This window comes from Sphingobacterium kyonggiense, from assembly GCF_039536825.1.
GTDB lineage: Bacteria > Bacteroidota > Bacteroidia > Sphingobacteriales > Sphingobacteriaceae > Sphingobacterium > Sphingobacterium kyonggiense.
Genome location: NZ_BAAAZI010000016.1, coordinates 1 through 18,369 on the forward strand (window position 1 = coordinate 1; position 18,369 = coordinate 18,369).

Sequence of the window (18,369 nt, forward strand, 5' to 3'; positions counted from 1 at the left end):
TATGGTTATATAAAAATATAAACAAATAATCTTATGCTATCTCTTTGTAATAGCACGTCCTTAATACCAACATAAGGCCTACAAATATTCGTGGAAATATAAACTATAACTACCTTAACCGTAGGGTCGAAGCATACTTCGACCGCAAATAAGTATATAATCTGTTGTCTTACGTCTTTTGTCTCATATCTAATAGCGAAGCGGTCTCATGTCTCATATCTAATAGCGCAGCGGTCTCATATCTCATATCTAACAGCGAAGCGGTCTCATATCTCATATCTAACAGCGAAGCGGTCTCATATCTCATATCTAACAGCGAAGCGGTCTCATGTCTCATATCCAATAGCGAAGCGGTCTCACATCTCATATCTCTCAAAAGGGTTTTCTTCGACACTCCATCGGATCTCCTTCGGAACTTGTTCGGATCTCCTTCGGATCTCGTTCGGTTAGAAGCGAACGAGATCCGAAGGAGACCCCTATCAGATCCCTAGAAATTCCTTTAGAGTCACGAATCATAATGGAAGAAATTATATGCTTATACCAAGGAATAATATATGGACATTACTAGGTGGATTCATACAGCTATTACAAGTAATTTTTCTTGGGAATACGATTTAGAGAAAATCATATATAAAAAAAGACTGCTCCTCTGCTTAATAAGGAACAGTCTTTTATTAGGATATTTTATGCTTTAAAGCAAAAGGTAAATTATAATTTACTATTTGCGTCTACAGCGTTTAATTCTTCAAAAGCTTGTTTCAAACGCGTAACGAAAGTTTCTTCACCTTTACGCAACCATACACGAGGGTCGTAGTATTTTTTGTTTGGTGAATCTGCTCCTTCTGGGTTACCGATTTGTCCTTGCAAGTAATCGTGGTTTTTCGCTTCGTATTCACGAACACCATCCCAGAATGCCCATTGCATATCTGTATCGATGTTCATCTTAATAGCACCGTAGGAGATTGCCTCTTTAATTTCTTCAGGAGAAGAACCTGAACCACCATGGAACACAAAGTTTACAGGTTTTTCAGCTTGTAAGTTAAATTTCTCGCGGATATATTCTTGTGAATTGTGTAGGATTACCGGTTGCAATTTTACGTTCCCAGGTTTGTAAACACCATGTACATTACCAAAAGCTGCAGCAACAGTGAATTTATCAGAAACTTCTGAAAGTTCTTTATATGCGTATGCTACCTCTTCAGGTTGAGTATATAATTTAGAGCTATCTACATCCGAGTTGTCAACACCATCTTCTTCTCCACCAGTAACACCTAATTCGATTTCGATGGTCATTCCTAGCGGTTTCATACGCTCTAAGTATTTCTTAGAAATTTCGATGTTTTCTTCAATAGGCTCTTCAGAAAGATCTAACATATGAGAAGAGAACAATGGTTTGCCATGTTGTGCGTAAAATTTCTCACCAGCATCTAACAATCCATCAATCCAAGGAAGTAATTTTTTAGCAGCATGGTCCGTATGCAACATCACCGCAACACCATAATGTTCTGCTAATAAATGAACGTGTTGTGCAGCAGAAACAGAACCTAAAATACAGGCTTTTAAACCATCATTATTCAAGGATTTACCCGCATAGAACTGCGCACCACCATTGGATAACTGAATGATTACTGGGGAATTAACTGCTTTTGCAGTCTCCATAACTGCATTAATGGAATCGGTACCAATTACGTTTACGGCAGGTAAAGCAAAATTGTTCTTTTTTGCTATTTCAAATAACTCTTGTACTTGATCTCCTGATAGAACACCTTTGAAATCTTTTAGGCTCATAGTTTATTTCTTTCTAAATAGTCATTAATGAAAATAAAGATATAGTTTTTTTTAGATTAGAAGAAATATAGTGTAAAAAATACACTATTGAATTTTTGTGTAATATATCCACTACAATCCAGCTATTCGAGATTTATTAATATCTTTAGCTAATCATATAGCATTGAAACAGCATAAAAACATGTTACAGGTTTACGGAATAAAAAATTGCAATACAGTAAAAAAAGCTTTGGACTGGTTGAATGAGCATAATCTTCCTTATGAATTTCATGATTTCAAAAAAGAACCAGCAACCGAAGAAAAGCTTTTGTCTTGGGAAAAGGAATTAGATTGGCAATCACTTGTCAATAAAAAAGGTACGACTTGGCGTAAATTAAGCGCTGAGGAACAGGCTGCCGTAGTGGATGCCAAATCAGCAAATAAAGCCCTTTTAGCGAATAATTCAATGATAAAAAGACCTGTCATTGAAACTCCCAAAGGAATATTATTGGGTTTTGATGAATCGGCCTACTCGGAAAAGTTAAAGGCTTAAAGCTATATAATTCTTAAATAATATTGCTCTCATCAATTTGGACTACGAGTTTTGGAAAGAATTTAGCTTTAGTACCGTAAGTTCTGCGTTAGGAAAGGAATAAAATCATAACAACAAGCAATTCTTGTTCTAGATATACTTTTTATTTAATCTGATATAAAGCCTTATAAAAAGCAAACAACAAGAAACAAATAAACAACCGATGAATAAAACTAAATTATTACCACTGGCAGCCGTCCTGTTATTTTCACAGGCTGTATTTGGTCAAGCACAACCTACGCGAACCACAGAGAGTGTGTATGACTATAAAGCTGCGTTTAATCCGGTCTTTTATAACAATTCTGGATCTGTTTACCGTTCAGCATCTGGCAAGCCAGGTCATCAGTACTGGCAGAATGCCGCTAATTACGACATTAAGGTTAGTTTGAATGATCAAACGCATGAAGTCAAAGGAACAGTTAAGATTTCCTATACCAATAATAGTCCTGACAAGATGGACTTTATCTGGTTACAGCTGGAACAGAATTTATTTAATCAAAAATCTATAGGACAAGCTGTTGTTCCCTTGACCAACAGCCGTTATGGTGATTCTTCGAGCGAATTTGACGGCGGTTATACTATAAGCCAGGTTAAAGATCAGTCTGGAAAAGAAGTAAAATATAAAATATACGATACCCGCATGCGGATAGAACTTCCAAAAACATTGGAAGCAAATGGAGGGAAAATTGAATTCAGTATGGATTTCTCCTACATCGTTCCTGAGTATGGAGCTGACCGTACAGGTATTCTACCAACCTCAGAAGGAAACATCTATGCTATTGCACAATGGTATCCAAAAATGGCGGTTTACGATGATGTACATGGATGGAATAACCTTCCATATACTGGGCCAGGTGAGTTTTACTTAGAATATGGTGATTTCAATGTGGAGATTACTGCTCCTGCCAATCATATCGTCGTTTTAGGAGGGGAATTGCTCAATCCAGAAGAGGTTTGGACAAAAGAGCAATTGGATCGTTTCAACAAAGCGAAGAATAGTGATAAGACAGTTATTATCCGTTCTCAAGATGAGGTGCCAAATCCTAATTCACGACCTAAGAAAAGCACCTTGACCTGGAAATATCGCTTGAATAATGCTCGTGATGTAGCTTGGGCATCTTCTAAGTCTTTTATCATTGATGCTGCAAAAATCAATTTGCCAAGTGGCAAGAAGTCATTAGCACTTTCAGCATATCCAAAAGAGAGTAATGGTGGAAATGCTTGGGAAAGATCAACGGAATACACGAAAGCATCCATTGAACATTATTCCAATAAATGGATGGAATACCCCTACCCGATTGCTGTAAATGTGGCATCCAATGTGGGTGGTATGGAATATCCTGGTATTGTTTTCTGTGGTAGCCGAGCTAAAGCAGGAAGTTTATGGGGCGTTACAGACCATGAGTTTGGCCACATTTGGTTCCCTATGATCGTAGGTTCCAATGAGCGTCTATATGCTTGGATGGATGAAGGGTTTAATACTTTCATCAATGACCTGTCAACAGAGGCGTTCAATAATGGTGAATACAACCGCACAAGGGGCTCTCGTAATGCAATGACACGAATGATCATGAATCCAAGCCTAGAACCAATCATGACGACCCCTCAGGGTATGAAAGAACGTAATATTGGTATGTTGGCCTATTACAAGCCAGGATATGCCATGCGTATTTTAAGGGATGAGGTTTTAGGAGCTGAGCGTTTTGATGCGGCTTTCCGAAAATATGTAGAATATTGGGCTTATAAGCACCCAACCCCAGAAGATTTCTTCCGTGTAATGGAAAATGAAACTGGAGAAAATTTAAATTGGTTCTGGAGAAGTTGGATCTTAAATAACTGGTCATTGGATCAAGCAATCACAGATGTCAACTATGTTGAGTTGGACCCAACAAAAGGTGCTATTATCACCATCAGCAATTTACAAAAGATGCCGATGCCTGTGGTTGTTGAAGCGACAACGGTATCAGGAAAGAAAATTCGTCATAAACTTCCGGTAGAAGTTTGGGAGCGAAACAGTTCGTGGAAATTTGTGTTAAATACTACAGAGAAGTTAACGAACGTACGAATAGATCCAGACCAAGTTTATCCGGACTCTAACCCGGAGAACAATGTTTGGAACAGCAACTAAGCATGAGAAATTTAAAAGAAATATACCTTACTGTCATGCTGCTATTAGGCAGCATGACATTTTCATTTGCGCAAGATATCAAAGGGATTGTCATAGACTTAAAAAATGACAAGCGTATTAGTGAAGTAGAGATTAAAAATTTAAGAACCAATCAACAGACAAAATCCGATGCACAAGGAAACTTCAGTATCCCTGGGAATCGGTATGATTATTTAAGCTTAATGGTCCGAGGATTTGATCGTGACACCGCATTTATTTACCAAGAATTAGGAGAAATAAACCGCATTTACCTAATTCCAGATAAGACCACCATTCAGATTGATGAAGTAGTTGTAACGAAGATAACGGATAGCCGAATTGCAAGGGAGATTGAGCGTGCTAAGAACAACAGCAAGGCTGTGGAGACCAGCCAAACAAAAGGAGGCCTTCGTGTATCTCCATCGCGCTTATTTGGCAAAGACGCTAAAATAGCTAGAAATGCTATTAAAATTTTGGAATTGGAACAAGAACAACGTTTTGTCGATCGTGCATTTACGGACGAATTAATTCAATCTTTGGTGCCAATCAGCGATGCCGACCTTCCACTGTTTAAGGATAAATATAAGCCAAGCTTTGAATTTGCCAAAGCAGCAGTAAAAGAAGATTTGACTGCATACATCCTAGTTTCTTATGCTGAATTCAAAAAGTTAAAGAAATAAACCTGAGTTTCCATTTTTCGGAAACATTTCAGAATTCAATATTGTTATATAAAGGATATGTCATAAAAACCTCAGGGTTGGAAGACATATCCTTTTTTTCATTTAACTTAATCGTAAGGAAATCAAAGGAATTATTATGGATAACGTAGAATATAAAAAAGTAGCCTTGATAGGAGCTACAGGATTTGTCGGATCACATATATTGGACGAGTTGCTGCAGCGTGGTTATGAGGTTACCGCTATAGCAAGAGATGTTAGCAGCTTAAAAAATAAACCCCATGTTTTAGCGGTACAGATGGATGTGCAGGAAAGCACTGCTTTGGGCTCTGCATTAAACGGAAATGAAGCTATTATCTCGGCCTATAATGCCGGCTGGACAAACCCCAACATTTATGAGGATTATATGAAAGGTTCTCGGCATATTTTAAAAGAAATAAAAGAATCAGGTGTCAATCGAGTAATTGTTGTAGGTGGTGCAGGCAGTCTGTTGACTGCAGAGGATACTAGAATTGTTGATGGCAAAGACTTTCCAAAAGAGATAAAACCTGGTGCATTAGCCGCAGCGGACTTCTATGAATTGATATCGAGGGAAGGAGATTTGGATTGGACATTTTTCAGCCCAGCCTTAGAGATGAATCCGAAATCAGGAGGAAGCAGAACAGGAAGTTATCGCACAGGAACCGATTACCCGATATTTGATACCGAAGGGCACTCAAGGATCTCTGTTCAAGATGCTGCCGTGGCTATTGTTGATGAACTAGAAAACAAGAAATTTATTAAGAGAAGATTTACGGCCGGTTATTAGAATAATAAAGGTTAGTCCTCTCCAAAATGGGCTATTGACAGAAACCATATTGATGAAGGAATCATCATTATGGTTTCTGTTATTATTGAGCAATCAATTTACTAATCTTCAAATAACCTACGTGTAATTCATCTTTCTGACCCTCTCCTTCTACACACTGCAATTGAAACCTAGATTTAAAATCAGAAGGCAATAAATCTTCTACCTCATAAACATCATCTACATCAATTCCATATTTATCATCAATATGGGAGGAATCATGATGTTTCCAAAACACAGATTGTTTGGCAATTCGAGTTGCTTCAGCTAAATCTGTAGCAACAACCACCTGTTTGTAATGGTATTCCTCCATATCATTAGGTTTATAGCCACCCAAATTGACAAAGAACAGCTTAATTTCACCTTTTAAAGGGTTGGAATCTCTAGGTACAACGTTTATTTGAAAGCCATCTACTTGACTTACCTTCCTCCAGGAGTCGATATGCATTTTTCCTTCTAGCTCTGGCCAAAACTTATGGAGACTTGGCACTAAATCTTTGAGTTCTACAGCTATTCCAAAAAACACATCATGTTGTTCTGTAAACCTTCCAGAGGGTTTTCCGCCTATCACGAGCATAAATAAGTTCATTGCCTGCATATTTGTTTATGATTCCTTAACTTCGAAAAACAAATTAAACAAAATATCTAAACCATGAAAAAACAAATCTTTATCGCTTGCCTTTTTATTCTATTTGGCCTAAATCTTCACGCACAGAAAATCGATAAAAAACTCAGCAAAAAAATTGAGCAAGAAATCAAAGGCTTCCAAGGTGATGTAGGCATATATGTAAAAAACCTAAAGACGAAAAAGGAAGTCCGTATTTCTGCAGACAGCATCTTCCCTACTGCCAGCATTGTTAAAGTCCCTTTGCTAGTCGGTATTTTTCAAAAAATACAGGATAAAGAATTGAACTTGAAACAAGAGTTTGTTTATAGCGATAAACGTACTTATGGTGGTTCAGGCTTAATGCAATTTTACAAGGATAGCACGAAAACTGATTTGGCAACCATGATATCCTTAATGCTGACCTATTCAGATAATGTTACCTCTATTTGGATACAAGAATTAGCAGGTGGTGGCGCAGTTATTAATCCTCAAATGGAAAAGCTAGGCCTACTGAATACCAAAGTGAATTCTAGAACCGCAGGACGAGAAGCAGATTGGAAAAAATTTGGATGGGGACAAACTACACCTTATGAGATTGCTCACCTTTTTGAATTGATCCGAGAAGGAAAGGTGATTGCTCCTGAAGTTTCTGATAAAATGTACCGATTTTTAAAGAATCAATTTTACAACGAACGTTCATTATCACAAATCCCTGCAATTTACAGCACTATTAGTAAAACAGGTTCAGTAAATGATGCACGAGGAGAAGTGGTATTGGTCAATGCCCCTCATGGTGATCTAGTTTTTTCTATTTTGACCAAAAACAACAAAGATCAAAGTTGGACCGATAATAATGAAGCTGAAAATCTAACTAGAAGAATTGCAAAGTTAATTTGGGAGCACTTCGAAAATTAATTGAATAGAAAAAATAAAAGGATCAATAATGCTCGAAACTAGGAGTGCGCATTTGTGCATGATTAATAATTCTAGCAAATTATTAGAAAAAAGAAAGGGAAGCAATCTGGCAATTGCTCCCCTAACTATTAACCAATTATAAACTTAAATTATGAGATAGCAAATATATACATAAAATTCATATCTCCTAAATGTTTTTGCAGTTTTTTGCATTATTCAGTTACCTATCGACTTCACCAAGCACAATATCTATTGACCCTAATATGGCAATTAAGTCAGCAATTAAGACTCCTTTACCTAATTCGGGCAATACGGATAAATTATTGAAACTTGGACCTCTTGCTTTTATTCTTCTTGGGATATCCGTTCTTTCAGCCGTCACAAAATAGAACCCTAATTCTCCTTTTGGATTTTCCGCCCGAACATAGTAATCTTGTGCTTTCAAATTGACTTTTTTAGGCACTAGAGCACGAGGATCGAAATCAGGAGTTCGTTTAAAATCTTTGGTTAGACGTGTTAAGCATTGTTCGATGATCTTTACAGACTCTTTAACCTCATCCACTCGAACCTTATAACGATCCCAACAATCGCCAATTTTTCCCATTTCTCCTTTACCTACTGGAATATCAAAATCTATTTCAGGATATACGGAATAAGCATCTACACGACGTAAATCCCATTTAATACCTGATGCCCGAAGCATAGGCCCTGAACAACCATAATTAATAGCTACATCAGCAGGTAATACACCAATATTGGCCGTACGCTGGATGAAGATCTGGTTATTGGACAAAAGATCATCTAATTCAACCAATTTTGGTTTGAAATAATCTATAAATTCTTGACAACGTTCTTCGAAATTAACCGGGATATCGTAAAACAAACCTCCAATCCAGATATAGTTATACAGCATTCTTGATCCTGAAGCCCATTCCAGCATATTCATGATATGCTCACGATCTCTAAAACACCACATAAATGGCGTAAAAGCTCCGATATCAATACCATATGTACCGATGGCAATTAAATGGGAAGCAATCCGATTAAGTTCGCAAACTAAAACCCGAATATATTCTATACGCTTTGGGATCTTATCCTGAATTCCTAACATACGTTCAACCCCCATCACAAAAGCATGACTGTTGTTCATAGAAGCCAAATAATCCAAGCGATCGGTAAAAGGAATAGTTTTGGTATAATTCATAGACTCTGCATGCTTATCAAAGCAGCGGTGCAGATAACCTAAATGCGGAATAATATCTTTGACAATTTCCCCATCGGTAATCAATTCCAGTCGTAATACACCATGTGTTGAGGGGTGCTGAGGCCCCATATTGATCACCATCTCTTGGGATGAAACATCCGTTATACGACTTTCGTAATCTCGGAGTCCTTTAAGGTATTTTTCGTCCATCAGCCTTATTTGATAGGGATATTGTGGTAAGTTTCAGGATCGACATAATCTTTTCGAAGCGGAAATCCCTGCCAATCATCTGGCAGTAATATTCTTCTTAAATCGGGATGCCCTGTAAAGAATATCCCCATTAAATCAAAGGCTTCACGTTCATGCCAATCGGCAGTACGCCAAACGGAAGAAACTGAAGGAAGCTCAGGTAAATTTTCCTGCTGTCGATCATTCTCCAACTTCACCTTTAATACCAGTTCCTTTTGATAAGGAATAGAGCTCAAGTGGTAGACAATCTCAAAATAATTTTCCGGATGATAATCTACTGCTGTAATATTGGAAAGAAAATCAAAATAAAGACCTTCTGTTTCCTGCAATACTTGGCAAACTGCAACCAAATGAATTGGGTTTATATAAAGGGCAGATTGCAAACCAAGGTGTTGTTCTTCTAAAACAGCTGCTTGATCAACTTTCTTTTGTAATATCTCTTTAATTGCTGTTAACATCTTATTTATGGCGCTATACGAATGATTTTCCAATCATCAGCTTGTTTTTCATATACGATACGGTCATGTAATCGACTACTTCTACCCTGCCAAAATTCCATTCGATATGGTTTTAATAAAAAGCCTCCCCAGAAAGTTGGTCTAGGAATATGTGTTGTCTCTTCGAATTCCTTCTCAACAGCTTCAACCCGATCTTCTAATACTTTTCTATTTGCAATAACCTCGCTCTGCGGACTAGCAATAGCTCCTAATTGGCTACCACGTGGTCTTGAAGCATAGTATTCATTGGAATCCTCTTCAGGTAATTTTTCTACTTCTGCTTCGAAACGGACTTGACGTTGAAGTTCTGGCCAGAAAAATAAAACACTTACAAAAGGATTTGAAATCATTTCTTGCCCTTTTCGGCTGTTGTAATTGGTAAAAAAAGATATTCCATTGGATTTGATATCCTTTAATAACACCACTCGCGAAGAAGGACGACCATTTAGGTCGGCAGAAGAAACCACCATAGCAGTTGGTTCCGTGACTTCAGAAGCAACAGCCTCATGAAACCACTTGGAAAACTGATCGATGGGATTACTAAGCACATCATTTTCATTAAGACTGCTTTTGGCATAGTCTTCACGAATTGCAGCTATTTCTTTATGTACAATGGACATGGCAGATATGTATTTGTTACAAACTTAACCAATTATCCATTTTTTAATGAAAAGGATATGAAAATTATTAGTATTTTACGGTAGAATTAAAAACAGTAAGAATTATTTTCACACCCTTACAACTATTCTTTATGTTCAACGAATTCACACCCAAGAAAGGAAGCTTGCTCATTTCAGAGCCTTTTATGCTAGATCAGAACTTTGAAAGGTCAGTCATCTTACTCTGTGAGCACAACAACAATGACGGCACAATAGGGTTAGTATTAAACCATCGTTCCATGTTAAATCTTTCAGATGTTCTAGAAGGCATAGATAATATGGATGTACCGCTATATTTTGGGGGTCCTGTGGAAGGAAATGCTTTGTTTTTTATCCACCGTGCCTATGACAAACTAAAGAGTGGAAACCACATTGTGGATGATCTTTATTGGGGTGGCGACTTTGATCACCTTCGGGATTTGCTGAATGACAACCTACTGAGTAGTGATGAGGTAAAATTGTTCTTAGGCTATTCAGGATGGAGTCCAGGCCAGTTAGATGAAGAGATAAAACAGAATTCCTGGGCTGTACATAATTCATTTCATATTGACCTTACGTTTATCAATGATGGCGAAGACTTATGGAAGGAAACTATTATAAGCATGGGACCAAAATATGCACATGTCGCAAACTTTCCGAAGCGTCCTGAGTTTAATTAAAGAAACAACAAATTAGAAATAAACAAATAATCAACCACAACATGAAAAAACAATTAACAAGTGCTTTAATTTATGTAGCTGCAACAGCTTTAGTTTCTTGCTCAGGCACCAACGGTACCGAGGCAGGGGCAAAAGACAGCACAGGCACTTCGGTCGATACGACAAAATATCCACCCGTAGAAACACAAAAAGCAAATACGGATTACAAGCCAGCATTTGAAGGGCAAACACGAATAGCCGGGGTAAAAACTGCTACAGCCTTTGAAGGAAAGGTGATAGCTCAAGGCTTAAAAACACCATGGGGAGCAGCAAACTTACCAGATGGAAGAATACTGGTTACCCAACAGAAGGCAGGAAATATGGTTATCGTAGATCCTAACTCTGGACAAGTGAGTGCTCCTATTACCGGTTTACCAAAAGTAGATTCCGATGGTCAAGGCGGTTTATTAGGGATTACACTAGACCCTGATTTCGCAACAAACAGAATGGTTTATTGGGTATTCTCGGAGCCAGTAGCTGATGGTAACCATACATCAGTTGGTAAAGGTAAATTAGCAGCAGACGAAAAGAGCATTGAAGGAGCTACAGTAATTTATCAAGCATTGCCAACTTACAAAGGTAAATTACACTATGGAGGTCGAATATTATTTGACAAATCCGGAAATCTATTAGTGACCACTGGAGAACGCTCTGATCTAGAGACACGACCTCAATCGCAAGATTTAAAATCTGCATTGGGTAAAATCATTAGAATTACCAAGGATGGTAAGCCTGCGGCAGGAAATCCATTTGAATCAGATAAAAATGCTCGGCCAGAGGTGTACTCTTATGGACATAGAAATGTTCAGGGTTTAGCATTTCACCCAACAACAGGTGACCTTTGGGAAACAGAATTTGGTCCTCGAGGTGGTGATGAACTTAACTTAGTAAAACCTGGATTAAACTATGGATGGCCAACTATCACCTATGGATTAGAATATTCTGGAAAACCAATCGGCACTCCAATTATTCAACAAAAAGATGGTTTAGAGCAACCTGTTTACTATTGGGATCCCGTTTTGTCGCCTAGTGGTATGACATTTTATAAAGGCAATCGCGTTCCTGAATGGGAAAACAATCTATTTATCGGAGGCTTAAGTAGCACACACATTGCAAGATTAGTTATCAAGGACAATAAAGTTGTCGGTGAGGAACGATTATTAGCAAAAGAAGGTGAACGATTCAGAGATGTTATTCAGGGTAATGATGGAGCACTTTACGCCTTCACGGATGCTGGAAAGGTATATAAAATTGATAAAAAATAAAGTTAAGATTAGAACAACAGCAATCTTGTATTAAACAAGATCGTTAATATTAAATTCTTAGTAGAATACACAATAGGCTAAATGAGCATATCATTTAGCCTATTGTTATTTTACCCCTAGCTTTATACAAGGTAAAGGCTTCATTAAACTAAACATCATTAAAATTTTAATCATTCAAACATACTTTATTAAAATAATTAATAATCAATTAATATTTACAATATAGGAGGAGAAAAAATGATGTAATATTAATATTGTTTTACGGTTTTATTCAAATTAGATAAATTATTAATTATATATTTGTAAAGAGGCTCAAATAATCAATATTATTCACATTCAAGCAAAACATAGTTGATTATTAGGCATATATAACTGTCGGAAACCGTATAATAACCATATGAACAGCGTAGAAAAAGTATTAACTACAAACAGCAGCAACAAAGAAAAAAAGACCAACAAAAAGAAAATCGCTATTCTAAACGCCATCTTTCAAAAAGGGAAAATCTCAATTAATGATTTAATGAAAAAACTTAACATTAGTTTTCCAACATTAAATGCTTTCTTGGTTGATTTGGTTGTTCAAGGTTTAATCATACAACATGAACGAGGGGAGTCAATAGGCGGTAGAAAACCTAATCTTTACCAGTTAAATGATAATCTGTTTAAAATTGTAACCGTTGAGGTCAGGAAGCAGTCTTTAAAGATTCAGATCTTAGACAATAATTGTGTTGAACTAGTTCCTTCTAAAACTTATTCATATCAGCTCTCTAAGGATAAAAGTCAGCTTAAAGCATTAATTAATACGGTTCGAAACTATGTCATTGAAGCTCCCATTCACTGGGATGAAATATCGGGTATCGCCATTTCTATGCCTGGCTTAATTGAAAAAAGCAAAGGCATTAACTACAGTTATTTCTATGAAGATGATTTTCAATTGGAAAAGCAACTGGAGAATGAATTCTATAAACCCACTATTATTATCAATGACGCAAAAACATCTGGTATTGCCGAACAATATTACGGTGCATTAAAAGGGAAAAAAGATGGGGTTATGGTCCATTTAGATTGGGGAATTGCACTAACCTTTATCAGCAACCATTCTTTACATTGGGGTAAGAACGGATTCGCAGGGGAAATTGGACATATATCATTCAAAGAAGAAGGCGAGCTATGCTATTGCGGTAAACGCGGTTGTCTGGAAACTTTAATTTCAGGGGCTTCCCTAGTAGAAAAAGCCAAGCAAGATATCGAAGCTGGTATACCGACCGTTTTAAATATGGTCAATTTAGAAGAAGAAATCCAACCAAAGCATTTGATACAAGCTGCTTTAAATGGCGATCAATACGCTATTCAATTAATGACCACGCTAGGAAATAAATTAGGTAAAGCTTTAGCAATGATCCTTCAATTATTCAATCCAGAGATTGTAGTAATATCTGGTGAATTTGCAAAGGCTTCTCCCCTTTTATCTTCCTCCATTCAACAACAATTCCATACCTATACCATGAAAATGATTGCTAATAACTGTGAGCTTGTAGCTTCCAATTTAGGTGATCGTTCCAACAGCATGGGCTTAGTACGTTATTTTGTAAAAAGATACTTTGAAGAGAATTTGGGATAAAATTAAGATAATATAAACAGCATATTATTTTTATCCACTGTTATCAAAATAATGCATCAGAGGTTTCGTTTTCTTGGCAATCTTAATACCTTTGCATAAAATTATTGATATGAAGACATGGTTTTCAAAGCATAATTTGCTGTTTCTTCTTGTTGGTCTACTTAGCTTAAGTTCCTGTAAAACGACCTATTACCAAGCTACGGTAAGTAATAAACAGATGCTTAGCATCGATAGTAAAATTGCTGAGGATACAGCGATTAGTAATTATATTACCCCCTATCGGCAACAATTGGAAGCCAAAATGAATGAGGTTATTGGCACTTCCAAAGAAAACATGATTCAAAATCGTAATCTTCCGGAAACTTTATTAGGCAATTTTTTCACCGATGCAATGGTAAATATCGGTCGTAATATTGATCCACAAGTAGATTTTTCCATGGCTACCAAGGATGGAATCCGCTCAAGTATTAAGGCCGGTGATATTACTGTAGGTACTATTTTTGAATTCATGCCTTTTGAAAATTTATTGGTCATTCTAGAATTAAAAGGATCCGATGTGTTAAGATTAGCTGAGTTTATTGCTGAATCGAACGGACAACCTATTAGTAATGCCCAAATTGTTATCAAGGGTAAGAAATTAATGGATTTCAAAATCGCTGGGAATACCATTGACCCCAATAAGACATACAAACTAATCACCTATGATTTCGTTGCTAATGGTGGCGATCATGTGCGTGGTTTAGATAAACCTGTAAAAAGTGTCACTACAAAACAGCTCGTTCGTGAGGGGCTGATCGAATATATTCAAGGCTTGACAAAAGCTGGTAAACAAGTAGAATCAAAATTAGATGGAAGAGTTAAAATCATTGAATAGAAGGGATTTCTTAAAGGGAATCTTAGCTGCAGGAGCTGCAGTTAGTCTTTCTGGACTTCCATTAGCTGGCTTTGCTAAAGGGAAAGAAGTCAAAATTACCATTCTACATACCAACGATGTTCATAGTCGCGTTGACCCCTTCCCTATGGATGGAAGTAGATTCCAAGGCCTAGGCGGAGTGGCTAGACGCAGTACCTTGATCAATAAAATCCGATCAGAAGAACCAAATGTCTTGTTGTTTGATGCTGGTGATATCTTCCAAGGAACTCCATATTTCAATGTTTTTGACGGGAAATTGGAATTAGAACTGATGTCTAAATTAAAATATGATGCCGGAACTTTCGGAAATCATGAGTTTGATAATGGACTACCTGGATTATTAAAACACTTTGACAAAGCTAACTTCCCTTTTATTTCTTCCAATTATGATTTCAGTGGGACCATCATGGAAGGTAAAACCAAAGAGTACGAGATCTTCAAAAGAGATGGAGTCAAAATAGGAGTCTTTGCCGTTGGAGTTAATTTAGATGGTTTAGTTGATCCGAATAGCTATAAAGGTGTCAAGATATCAGATCCTATAGAAGTTGCTGCCAGAATGACTAAAAAACTGAAACAGGACCTAAAATGTGATGTGATTATCTGTCTTTCACATATCGGTTATTCCTACGACACTGATCAAGTTTCAGATTTAGTCTTAGCAAAGAATTCCAAGGACATTGATTTAATCATCGGCGGACATACCCATACGTTTTTGGATAAACCTACGGAAGTTCGCAATCTGGACGGTAAAATCACACTGGTAAACCAAACCGGACGTTCGGGTGTTAATCTTGGAAGAATTGATATTATCCTAGATAAGCAGACCGGTAGCAAACGTACATTGGCAAACACCTATGCTATTGATGCTTCTCTAGATCTTATCAAAGCCTAATCTTGCAGACATACAATCTTTTATTTGTACCCTGCAAAGGGTACTGTTAATCTATTTACCATATTGAAAGCACTAATTAAACTCTATATAAACTCCTATAAAGGATTATCTCCAGCAGCCTGGTTACTTGCATTAGTCATGCTAATTAACCGTACGGGCTCCATGGTAATTCCTTTTTTAGGGATCTACATGTCCTCAGAACTTAACTTTAGCAAACCTCAAATCGGTATGGTTTTAGGTTGTTTTGGTTTAGGATCTGTATGTGGATCTTGGTTAGGTGGCTGGTTAACCGATAAATTCGGAAACTTTAAGGTTCAGGTTTGGAGTCAGATTCTAGTGATTCCTCTATTCTTAGTATTGCCTAATTTCCGAACCTTTGAAGGTTTGGCGCTTATGATTTTCTTATTGACCTTAGTTGCCGACACTTTCCGTCCTGCTAACTCGGTTTCGGTTGCTCGATATGCTAAACCCGAAAACATAACTCGTGCCTACTCATTGAACAGGATGGCTGTCAATTTAGGCTTCTCTATTGGTCCTGCCCTAGGTGGATTCTTGGCAACCATTTCTTACGATTGGATATTCTATGGAAATGCAATTGCTGCTGGTGTAGCGGCTGTAGTTTTTATTTATTTCTTCAGAAATAGAAAAGCAAGAACAGAACCTAAAGAGTATAAAAAAGAGCAGTTTGTGGAAGAAGGTCCTGTTAGAAATGCCTATAAAGACGGATTATTTATCGTATTCAATATTCTATGCTGTTTCTTTTCTATGGCATTCTTTCAATTATTGAGTACTCTCCCTTTGTATTATAAAGAGGCGCATCAGTTATTGCCTGATCAAATTGGATTATTATTAGGTTTTAGTGGGTTTGTGATTGTGTTGTTTGAGATGATCCTTGTACATGTGGTCGAGCATCGATTCTCTGTTCGTCAAATCATGCTTTGGGGTACTGCCATAGCAGGTGTATCTTATTTGATGCTTCCTTTAGATTTAGGAATGACATGGCTCTTTTTAGCGATGTTCATGCTATCAACTGGAGAAATGCTTTCCTTGCCTTTTATGGCCACTGTTAGCATCTCTAGAGCCAGTAAATCAAACCAAGGAGCCTATATGGGATTTAATTCTTTAGCGTTCGCTATGGCTAATGTTTTTAGTGCCTATTTAGGAACTTATATAGCCGAGCATTATGGTTATAATACGCTTTGGATTGGAAATGGTACTGTATTGATGATTTGTGCTATAGGATTCTATTGGATCATTAGCAAGATGAATAAGGAAGTCTAACCTACATTGCGCTCGTAAGGAACACGAGTTGCTATTGATCTTCCCAATGTAATTTCATCCACATATTCCAACTCACCCCCAAAGGAGATTCCTCTGGCAATGGTACTGATTTGGATATTAAATTCGCGAAGCTTTCTATACAGGTAAAATATAGTGGTATCCCCTTCCATGGTAGCACTAAGTGCAAGGATAACTTCTTTTAGTTCTGAATTTCGAATTCGTTCTATTAGACTTTCGATTTTAAGGTCTGCTGGCCCTACTCCTTCCATTGGTGAAATCAATCCGCCCAATACATGGTAAACCCCATGGTATTGATTCGTGTTTTCAATTGCCATTACATCACGGGTATCTTCTACAACACAAACAAGGCTATGATCACGCTTTAGAGAAGCACAGATCTCGCAAACCTCCTGATCGGAGATATTAAAGCAAGTCCGGCAATAGCGTATTTCGGATTTTAAACGGTCTAAAGATTGAGTAAACTTCGAGACATCAGCATCCGATTGTTTCAATAGATGTAACACCAAACGCAAAGCAGTTTTCTTTCCTACACCGGGTAGTTTGGAAAACTCTTCTACTGCTTGTTCTAGAAGTTTAGACGAAAAATTCATTTGCCAAAATTACAAAAATAAAACCAAGACAGATAAGGAATAAATTTGAAGAATTTTCAGCAAAAAGTTGCCTGGACTAAACATAAATTAAATATTTAATATTATCTTACAAGTAACGGTAAGGCGGATAATTCTGCTTGCCAGAAAATAAAAATATTGACGTATGACGCAGAATGATGAAATATTAAACTCCTTTGCCAACAAAACATGGCAGGAAATAAAAGTAAAGGACTCTTGGCAAATCTTTAAGATTATGTCAGAGTTTGTAGATGGATTCGAAAAATTAGCAAAGATTGGTCCTTGTGTTTCCATATTCGGATCAGCAAGAACACCAGATGAGCATAAGTACTACCAAATGACGGTAGAAATAGCACGTTTATTAGCAGAAAGAGGATACGGTGTTATCTCTGGCGGTGGCCCAGGTATTATGGAAGCAGCCAACAAAGGAGCATACAATGCAGGAGGTAAATCAGTTGGATTAAACATTGAATTACCGCACGAACAATTCCATAACAAATATATTGACCGCGATAAACTACTTGAATTTAACTACTTCTTTGTCCGTAAGGTCATGTTCATGAAATACTCTCAAGGTTATATTGTAATGCCTGGTGGATTTGGAACAATGGACGAACTATTTGAAGCTATTACGTTGATTCAAACGGGTAAGATCGCAAGGTTCCCAATTGTCTTAGTAGGTACTGAATATTGGAGTGGTTTATTTGAATGGATCAAAGGAACGATGCTTGGCAATAAATACATCAGTGAAGAAGACCTTAACCTTTATCGTATGGTTGATACAGCAGATGAAGCCGTAGGCCACATCTTCAAGTTCTACGACAAGTATCTATTGAAACCAAACTTCTAGAATTAGAAGGATACCATTTACATTGAAGATTTAGGAAACAGCAATCATTAGATGTTTCTA

General features: G+C 37.2%; 18 protein-coding genes. 12 read left to right on the forward strand and 6 right to left on the reverse strand.

Annotated elements, in window-relative coordinates:
• Positions 1-708: 708 nt before the first annotated feature.
• Positions 709-1,788: a class II fructose-bisphosphate aldolase gene (gene fbaA / locus ABD676_RS17840; protein WP_344676035.1), complete on the reverse strand. Its 1,080-nt coding sequence runs from the start codon at positions 1,786-1,788 to the stop codon at positions 709-711.
• A gap of 181 nt (positions 1,789-1,969) precedes the next feature.
• Between fbaA and ABD676_RS17845 the strand changes: the two genes are divergently transcribed.
• The 4 genes from ABD676_RS17845 (at position 1,970) to ABD676_RS17860 (ending at position 5,990) form a co-directional block, all read left to right on the forward strand.
• On the forward strand, positions 1,970-2,320 hold the full coding sequence (locus tag ABD676_RS17845) for an arsenate reductase (RefSeq protein WP_344676036.1): 351 nt from the start codon (positions 1,970-1,972) through the stop codon (positions 2,318-2,320).
• Positions 2,321-2,522: 202 nt separating this feature from the next.
• Positions 2,523-4,487: a M1 family metallopeptidase gene (locus tag ABD676_RS17850; protein ID WP_344676037.1), complete on the forward strand. Its 1,965-nt coding sequence runs from the start codon at positions 2,523-2,525 to the stop codon at positions 4,485-4,487.
• A gap of 2 nt (positions 4,488-4,489) precedes the next feature.
• Positions 4,490-5,185, forward strand: coding sequence for a peptidase associated/transthyretin-like domain-containing protein (locus ABD676_RS17855; protein ID WP_344676038.1), 696 nt, complete (start codon positions 4,490-4,492; stop codon positions 5,183-5,185).
• 136 nt (positions 5,186-5,321) lie between these two features.
• A complete protein-coding gene (locus ABD676_RS17860) occupies positions 5,322-5,990 on the forward strand; it encodes an NAD(P)-dependent oxidoreductase (protein ID WP_344676039.1) in 669 nt (222 codons plus the stop codon).
• Positions 5,991-6,072: 82 nt separating this feature from the next.
• On the opposite strand, the gene ABD676_RS17865 is transcribed toward ABD676_RS17860, so the two are convergent.
• Positions 6,073-6,627 carry a DUF1543 domain-containing protein gene (locus ABD676_RS17865; RefSeq protein WP_344676040.1) on the reverse strand — a complete coding sequence of 185 codons (555 nt, stop codon included), beginning with the start codon at positions 6,625-6,627 and terminating at the stop codon, positions 6,073-6,075.
• A 54-nt stretch (positions 6,628-6,681) separates the two neighbouring features.
• Here ABD676_RS17865 and ABD676_RS17870 point away from each other — a divergent pair, with 54 nt between their 5' ends.
• On the forward strand, positions 6,682-7,551 hold the full coding sequence (locus tag ABD676_RS17870; RefSeq protein ID WP_344676041.1) for a serine hydrolase: 870 nt from the start codon (positions 6,682-6,684) through the stop codon (positions 7,549-7,551).
• A 220-nt stretch (positions 7,552-7,771) separates the two neighbouring features.
• On the opposite strand, the gene ABD676_RS17875 is transcribed toward ABD676_RS17870, so the two are convergent.
• Genes ABD676_RS17875 through pdxH form a run of 3 tightly spaced genes read right to left on the reverse strand, consistent with a single transcriptional unit; the run spans position 7,772 to position 10,121 of the window.
• Positions 7,772-8,965, reverse strand: a complete 1,194-nt coding sequence (locus tag ABD676_RS17875; protein ID WP_344676042.1) for an NADH-quinone oxidoreductase subunit D — start codon at positions 8,963-8,965, stop codon at positions 7,772-7,774.
• A 5-nt stretch (positions 8,966-8,970) separates the two neighbouring features.
• Positions 8,971-9,462, reverse strand: a complete 492-nt coding sequence (locus ABD676_RS17880; protein WP_344676043.1) for an NADH-quinone oxidoreductase subunit C — start codon at positions 9,460-9,462, stop codon at positions 8,971-8,973.
• A 5-nt stretch (positions 9,463-9,467) separates the two neighbouring features.
• Positions 9,468-10,121 carry a pyridoxamine 5'-phosphate oxidase gene (gene pdxH, locus ABD676_RS17885; RefSeq protein WP_344676044.1) on the reverse strand — a complete coding sequence of 218 codons (654 nt, stop codon included), beginning with the start codon at positions 10,119-10,121 and terminating at the stop codon, positions 9,468-9,470.
• 131 nt (positions 10,122-10,252) lie between these two features.
• On the opposite strand from pdxH, the gene ABD676_RS17890 reads away from it, so the two are divergent.
• The 6 genes from ABD676_RS17890 (at position 10,253) to ABD676_RS17915 (ending at position 16,830) form a co-directional block, all read left to right on the forward strand.
• Positions 10,253-10,819 (forward strand): YqgE/AlgH family protein, encoded by a 567-nt coding sequence (locus ABD676_RS17890; RefSeq protein WP_344676045.1) that lies wholly within the window; start codon positions 10,253-10,255, stop codon positions 10,817-10,819.
• Between the two features lie 41 nt (positions 10,820-10,860).
• Positions 10,861-12,123, forward strand: a complete 1,263-nt coding sequence (locus ABD676_RS17895) for a PQQ-dependent sugar dehydrogenase (RefSeq protein WP_344676046.1) — start codon at positions 10,861-10,863, stop codon at positions 12,121-12,123.
• Between the two features lie 397 nt (positions 12,124-12,520).
• Complete coding sequence (locus ABD676_RS17900; protein ID WP_344676047.1) at positions 12,521-13,744, forward strand: ROK family transcriptional regulator; 1,224 nt, start codon at positions 12,521-12,523, stop codon at positions 13,742-13,744.
• 109 nt (positions 13,745-13,853) lie between these two features.
• Complete coding sequence (locus tag ABD676_RS17905) at positions 13,854-14,618, forward strand: 5'-nucleotidase C-terminal domain-containing protein (protein WP_344676048.1); 765 nt, start codon at positions 13,854-13,856, stop codon at positions 14,616-14,618.
• Positions 14,593-15,549, forward strand: a complete 957-nt coding sequence (locus tag ABD676_RS17910) for a metallophosphoesterase (protein WP_344676049.1) — start codon at positions 14,593-14,595, stop codon at positions 15,547-15,549. Before ABD676_RS17905 ends, ABD676_RS17910 begins: the two co-directional genes overlap by 26 nt.
• A gap of 63 nt (positions 15,550-15,612) precedes the next feature.
• Entirely contained in the window at positions 15,613-16,830 is a 1,218-nt protein-coding gene (locus tag ABD676_RS17915; RefSeq protein WP_344676050.1) for an MFS transporter, read from the forward strand.
• On the opposite strand, the gene recR is transcribed toward ABD676_RS17915, so the two are convergent.
• The gene (recR, locus tag ABD676_RS17920) at positions 16,827-17,441 is read right to left on the reverse strand and encodes a recombination mediator RecR (protein ID WP_344676051.1); all 615 of its coding nucleotides are present in this window, start codon (positions 17,439-17,441) and stop codon (positions 16,827-16,829) included. The genes ABD676_RS17915 and recR overlap by 4 nt on opposite strands.
• A 163-nt stretch (positions 17,442-17,604) precedes the next feature.
• Here recR and ABD676_RS17925 point away from each other — a divergent pair, with 163 nt between their 5' ends.
• The gene (locus ABD676_RS17925; RefSeq protein ID WP_344676052.1) at positions 17,605-18,309 is read left to right on the forward strand and encodes an LOG family protein; all 705 of its coding nucleotides are present in this window, start codon (positions 17,605-17,607) and stop codon (positions 18,307-18,309) included.
• Positions 18,310-18,369 lie beyond the last annotated feature (60 nt).

Bases quoted from the DNA above. Each gene is read 5' to 3' on its own strand.
- fbaA (WP_344676035.1), bottom strand. From the start codon at position 1,788: ATGAGCCTAAAAGATTTCAAAGGTGTTCTATCAGGAGATCAAGTACAA.
- ABD676_RS17845 (WP_344676036.1), top strand. From the start codon at position 1,970: ATGTTACAGGTTTACGGAATAAAAAATTGCAATACAGTAAAAAAAGCT.
- ABD676_RS17850 (WP_344676037.1), top strand. From the start codon at position 2,523: ATGAATAAAACTAAATTATTACCACTGGCAGCCGTCCTGTTATTTTCA.
- ABD676_RS17855 (WP_344676038.1), top strand. From the start codon at position 4,490: ATGAGAAATTTAAAAGAAATATACCTTACTGTCATGCTGCTATTAGGC.
- ABD676_RS17860 (WP_344676039.1), top strand. From the start codon at position 5,322: ATGGATAACGTAGAATATAAAAAAGTAGCCTTGATAGGAGCTACAGGA.
- ABD676_RS17865 (WP_344676040.1), bottom strand. From the start codon at position 6,627: ATGCAGGCAATGAACTTATTTATGCTCGTGATAGGCGGAAAACCCTCT.
- ABD676_RS17870 (WP_344676041.1), top strand. From the start codon at position 6,682: ATGAAAAAACAAATCTTTATCGCTTGCCTTTTTATTCTATTTGGCCTA.
- ABD676_RS17875 (WP_344676042.1), bottom strand. From the start codon at position 8,965: ATGGACGAAAAATACCTTAAAGGACTCCGAGATTACGAAAGTCGTATA.
- ABD676_RS17880 (WP_344676043.1), bottom strand. From the start codon at position 9,462: ATGTTAACAGCAATTAAAGAGATATTACAAAAGAAAGTTGATCAAGCA.
- pdxH (WP_344676044.1), bottom strand. From the start codon at position 10,121: ATGTCCATTGTACATAAAGAAATAGCTGCAATTCGTGAAGACTATGCC.
- ABD676_RS17890 (WP_344676045.1), top strand. From the start codon at position 10,253: ATGTTCAACGAATTCACACCCAAGAAAGGAAGCTTGCTCATTTCAGAG.
- ABD676_RS17895 (WP_344676046.1), top strand. From the start codon at position 10,861: ATGAAAAAACAATTAACAAGTGCTTTAATTTATGTAGCTGCAACAGCT.
- ABD676_RS17900 (WP_344676047.1), top strand. From the start codon at position 12,521: ATGAACAGCGTAGAAAAAGTATTAACTACAAACAGCAGCAACAAAGAA.
- ABD676_RS17905 (WP_344676048.1), top strand. From the start codon at position 13,854: ATGAAGACATGGTTTTCAAAGCATAATTTGCTGTTTCTTCTTGTTGGT.
- ABD676_RS17910 (WP_344676049.1), top strand. From the start codon at position 14,593: ATGGAAGAGTTAAAATCATTGAATAGAAGGGATTTCTTAAAGGGAATC.
- recR (WP_344676051.1), bottom strand. From the start codon at position 17,441: ATGAATTTTTCGTCTAAACTTCTAGAACAAGCAGTAGAAGAGTTTTCC.
- ABD676_RS17925 (WP_344676052.1), top strand. From the start codon at position 17,605: ATGACGCAGAATGATGAAATATTAAACTCCTTTGCCAACAAAACATGG.